Source organism: Haladaptatus sp. (genome assembly GCF_049589095.1).
Classification (GTDB): Archaea; Halobacteriota; Halobacteria; order Halobacteriales; family Haladaptataceae; genus Haladaptatus.
In genome coordinates this window covers 1-4,971 of the sequence record NZ_JBAWAC010000530.1, presented here as the reverse complement: position 1 = coordinate 4,971, position 4,971 = coordinate 1, and the positions used below count along the sequence as shown (strand labels likewise).

Genomic DNA, 4,971 nt, shown 5'->3' with positions numbered 1-4,971 from the left:
GAATGAGCGTTCGCATCCGACCCGTCGCTGACGAGGGGGTGATTTAAAGACCATTAGTAACCGGCCGGAAGATACAGCAGACGCAAGCGAATCTAGTAGCCAATGCGAGAGTTGCACGTTCATGCGTCGGCAGGCGAACGGGAGGAAGTCGCCGCCATCCTCGACGAGTACGATGTCGATTATACGGTGGTGAGCGACGAGGGGGAGGGTGCGCTCTTTTTCTTCCCGCTTCCGACGGCGATGGTGGGGCCGATCCTCGACGAGTTCCGTGACTCGGATATCGAGGAGGACGCCTACACCGTCTCGACGAAGGCCGAGCTAGCCGAGACGCCGAACTTCACCGAACTTCGTCAACGCTTCTCCGACTCGATCCACAAGCTCTCGAAATCGGAACTGCACGCGAAGATCCGGGAGATGCAATGGCCGTACCAACTCTACTATCTCGGTACCCTCCTGAGCGTCATCGCGGCCGCCGCCGGGTTGTTGCTCGACCAACCGGCACTCATCATCGGCGCGATGATCATCGCGCCGCAGGTGAGTTCGGCCCTCGCCGCCCCGACCGGCGTCCTTCTGGGTGACTGGGAACTGTTCGTCGATAGCGTCAAAGAGCAAGGGCTAGGCCTCGGGACGGCCATCATCGCCGCCGCGGCCTTCGGGTGGTTCGTTCGCTGGGCTGGCTTCGTCCCGCCGGGGGTGTCCGTCATACATATCGAACTCATCGGCGTTCGACTCGCGCCGAGTGCCCTCTCGACGATCGGCGCGATAATCGCCGGGGTCGTCGGCGCGTTCGGATACACGACCGAGCAGTCCACGACCATCATCGGCGTCATGATCGCGGCCGCGATCATTCCGGCCGCGGCGGTGGTCGGTCTCGCGATCGCGTGGATGGAACCACTGCTGGGTATCGGCGCGCTCCTGCTCTTGCTGGTCAACATCCTCGCCATCAACATCGGCGCGCTGTTCACGCTGATCGGGATGGGCTATCAGCCGAGATGGAGTGATTCGGACGGTTCGTTCCGGGAATCGATCCCGTCCGGCCAGCGAACGGCGGTCTACGCGACGCTGCTCGTCCTCCTCGTAGCGACCGTCGGTACTGGGGCGTTGACCGCGTCGAACATATCGTTCAGCCGAACGACGAACGAACAGGTGGAGACGACGTTGAACCAACCGGCGTATTCGAACCTCTCGATGTCCGGCGTCCAGACGGGATACGGCGGCATGGGGTGGGAATCGAAACCGGCGAACGTGACGGTGCACGTCAGTAGGAGTTCGAACACCGGGTACAGTGACCTTCCCAAACGGTTGGAAGGGCGAATCGAGCGAGGGACGGGACGAAACGTGTACGTCACCGTGGAGTACACGGAATCGGGAACGGCGAACGCGAAGACGAGCGGTTGATCCGGCAGTCGATCTCCGGATGGGATGGCAAGCGACTTTCGCTGGCAAGCATAGCGATGGAGTGAACGCTCGTCCAATCCGAACGCACCGATGCCACCCGAAGATCCACACGAAACCGGTCCGCCGGACCGTCCGGACGCGCCGCTGGACGAGCGGTATCCGGGTTTGAACGTTCTCACCGCGGACCCGGAGAACGCGGAAACGTCGGCACGAAGCCACCTCGAAGGCTATCTGACGCCGCGCGAGGAACACTACATCCGAACCCATCATCGAACGCCGGACATCGACGCGGACGACTGGACGGTTTCGCTGACCGGGATGGTCGAAGACGGGATCGAACTCTCGATGGACGAGATACGACACGACTACCCGACCGATTCGGTCGTCCACATGATGGAGTGCTCGGGGAACGGGCGGGCCTATTTCGACCCCGACGCGGAGGGCGACCAGTGGACGGTCGGTGCGGTCGGGAGCGCCATCTGGACGGGGACGCCGGTGCGGGACCTGCTGAACGATCATGGCGCCGCGACCGACGAGGGACTGTGGTTGTCCGTGATGGGTGGCGAAGCCAAGGAGGGAGAGGACGTGTTCTGCCGCTCGATACCGATGGAGAAGGCGCTCGACGACTGCCTGCTCGCCTACGAGATGAACGGCGATCCCATGACGCCGGAACACGGCTATCCGCTCCGACTGATCGTCCCCGGTTGGTTCGGCAACAACAGCGTGAAATGGGTCGATCGAATGCACGTCATGGAGACGATGGTGGCGGGAGAGGAGTGGCAATCGCGGAATGGCCACGACTACACGGAGTACCAGCAGTCCTCCTATCGGATCGTTCCAGCACAGGACGACGACCCCGAGCGCCACGAGTCTGTCGAGACGTTCAGCACGTACGAGCAACTGCGAAATCCCGAGGAGATACGGAACGCCTATCTCTTCGACCAACTCGTCAAATCGCTCATCACGTCGCCCACGGAGGAGGCCGCGCTGTCGTCGGACGAGCGAGTCGAAATCACGGGCGTCGCGTGGGCGGGCGACGACGCCGTCGAGCGCGTCGAACTATCGACCGACGGCGGCGAAACGTGGGACGAGGCTTCGTTCGTCGGTCCCGACCTCGGTCGCCACGCCGTCCGAAAGTTCCGCTACGTCTGGGACGCGACTCCGGGCCAGCACACGCTCCTCTCGCGGGCGACCGACGAGGAGGGACGGGAGCAACCCGTGACCGTCTCGACGCCGGACGAAGGGCTTCGCGGAATCTCCGACGGGAAGTATCCGTGGAACGAGAAGGGGTACGGAAACAACGCGTACGTACCGCTCGGAGTTTCGGTTGCCGTCGAGGAGTGATCTCACTCGATTCGGGACAGTCGCTCGAACATCGTATCGACCAGCAGTACGCCGCCAGCGATGACGACCCACAGGAGCGGGACTGCGACCATCAACACGGCCCAGTGGGGAACCGGTGTGGGCGGCGACGATGGAACCGCGTGAAGCGGAATCGGTTGGAGCGGTTGAACTACCATCGTGGATACCGATCAGACGTTCTCCGAGGGCGATTCATGCGTCTCGGGCGAGCGCGTTCGGTAGACGTACCAACCGGCACCGATGAAGAGCAGGCTGACGACGATCCAGTGTGGGTTGTACGTCCCGCCTTGCGAGAGCGGTTGGTGAAGCCCCAACAGGATGTGGTCCACGAGCGCATCGTAGAGGTCGAACGCGCCGAGTCCGACGAGGATGGACCCGAAAATCGGTCGGACGGGTAACGGACTCGCCGCACGCCGCTCGGCTTTCCAGAGGAGCCCGCCCCCGATTCCCATGATGACGACCATGGCGATCGAGAAGACGCCGTCCGCGAGGACGTTCGTTCGAAGCCCGGACATGGTCGTCTGCGGATACAGGCCCGAGAGCAGGTGGTGCCACTTCAGAACCAGGTGGAGCAACAACACGTCGATGAGTCCGCTGAATCCGAATCCGACGATTCCCGCCGCGACGAGTGCCCGCCGCGGCACTCCGTCGTCCATCGTCCCGGACTGCTCCGCTTCGGCCGTTCGACGGTGACTCATTGTTCTCGAATCGGCACCGCCTTCCTTAGCCGACCGGGCTATCCTTGCAGGTCGTTCAAGGGGGAACCAATCCTGTCGCCGGTTACGCGGCGGCGTCGCTCGCATCCAACCGACCGCGATGGGTGACGAGCAGACCGACGGCGGCACCGAGGAAGCCGACGACGGCGATGACGAGGTACATCTCCTGCACGCCGACGGTGTCGAGGAGGTGACCGGCGATCACCTGACCGATTGCGCCCCCGAGTCCGAGACTCAACCCGCTGAGGAACGTCTGGGCGCTCGATTGTATCCGCTCCGCGGCGACTGCGTGGACGAGGTTCACTGCACCGAGGCTGAGCAGGGCGAATCCGATTCCGCCGAACGCCTGTACCGCGAGGATCAGCAATGGATCGGTCGTCACCCCGTAGACGACGTTCGGAACCCCGACCATCGTGCCGCCGACCACGAGCAGCCATTTATACGAGAGGCCGAGTCGGGCAGCGTAGACGAACGCACCCGCCTCTAATCCCGTGTTTAACGCCCACACGAGGCCGGTCAGGCCGTCCGGCGACAGCGACCACGGGCCGACGACGAGGCTCGCGTGCACCGCTCGCATGTACACCGAGAGGAACGCTTCGCCGCCCATGAACGACAGTCGGAACAGGAACATGGCCGTGACGACGACCATGAAGTTCCAGTTCGTCACGAGCGCTTTCACCGCACGGGCTATCGACGGGTCGTCGGTGTCATCGTCCGCGTCGCCTGGGGCCGCCGACCCGTCCGGCAGGGACCACGCGACTGCCATCAGGACGACCATTCCGCCGATGTAGATGTACACTATCGAGACGAGTCCGGCCGCCGCGACCACCAACCCGACTCCGAGGCTCCCGATACCGAACGCGAGGGACCCGAAGCTCCGAATATGCCCGAAGTCGTACCCTCGGGAGAGAACCATCCCTGTCGCGATGGGAACGATGGGCGCTCGGAACGCCGAGAAAACCGCCGTCCCGACGGCGATGATCGTGAACGGGTCCGTCAGGCTCGCCCCGAACGGATAGGTCAACAGGGCGAGCGCGGAGACGAGCGCCCCGACGACGAGAATCGCGCGCTCGATGTGCCAGTAGTCGGTGACGAGGCCCCACAGCGGTTGCACCGCGACCCCGGTCGCCAGCATGAGGAAACCGATCACCCCCATCTCGGCTCCCGACATGCCCATCCCGTCGAGGTAGACGTTCCGAAAGACGATGATGCCGGACCCGGCCGCGAACTGCACGAAGAACAACAGCTGAAACCGTGCTTTTCGCCCGTCGAACTCGCCGCCGCCGAATCTCGCCAGAACGCCCGTCTCGGCTTGGGATTTCTCTCCCGCGCTACCCATTCAACTCCACTCCGAACCGCCGAAAACGCGCTCGTCGATAGCTGCTACCCGTTCCATCACGAGAAACGCAGTACACGAGAGGGGATATATTTTGTCAATTTTTCTAACTACTGTCGTTGTACTTGGAGAGATTGAGTTCTCCGATCTGTACTTTGC

General features: G+C 63.1%; 5 protein-coding genes. 2 read left to right on the top strand and 3 right to left on the bottom strand.

Annotated elements, in window-relative coordinates; translation table 11 throughout:
* The first annotated feature begins 102 nt into the window (after positions 1–102).
* On the top strand, positions 103–1,398 hold the full coding sequence (locus WBV42_RS16615; protein ID WP_423987013.1) for a TIGR00341 family protein: 1,296 nt from the start codon (positions 103–105) through the stop codon (positions 1,396–1,398).
* A gap of 90 nt (positions 1,399–1,488) precedes the next feature.
* Positions 1,489–2,742 carry a sulfite oxidase gene (locus WBV42_RS16610; RefSeq protein ID WP_423987012.1) on the top strand — a complete coding sequence of 418 codons (1,254 nt, stop codon included), beginning with the start codon at positions 1,489–1,491 and terminating at the stop codon, positions 2,740–2,742.
* A 2-nt stretch (positions 2,743–2,744) separates the two neighbouring features.
* Here the strand turns inward: WBV42_RS16610 and WBV42_RS16605 are convergent, their stop codons facing one another.
* The 3 genes from WBV42_RS16605 to WBV42_RS16595 all read right to left on the bottom strand — a co-directional run bounded on the left by WBV42_RS16605 (position 2,745) and on the right by WBV42_RS16595 (position 4,815).
* On the bottom strand, positions 2,745–2,918 hold the full coding sequence (locus WBV42_RS16605; RefSeq protein WP_423987011.1) for a hypothetical protein: 174 nt from the start codon (positions 2,916–2,918) through the stop codon (positions 2,745–2,747).
* A gap of 12 nt (positions 2,919–2,930) precedes the next feature.
* A complete protein-coding gene (locus WBV42_RS16600; protein WP_423987010.1) occupies positions 2,931–3,458 on the bottom strand; it encodes a DUF2243 domain-containing protein in 528 nt (175 codons plus the stop codon).
* An 82-nt stretch (positions 3,459–3,540) separates the two neighbouring features.
* The gene (locus WBV42_RS16595; RefSeq protein WP_423987009.1) at positions 3,541–4,815 is read right to left on the bottom strand and encodes an MFS transporter; all 1,275 of its coding nucleotides are present in this window, start codon (positions 4,813–4,815) and stop codon (positions 3,541–3,543) included.
* Positions 4,816–4,971: the final 156 nt, after the last annotated feature.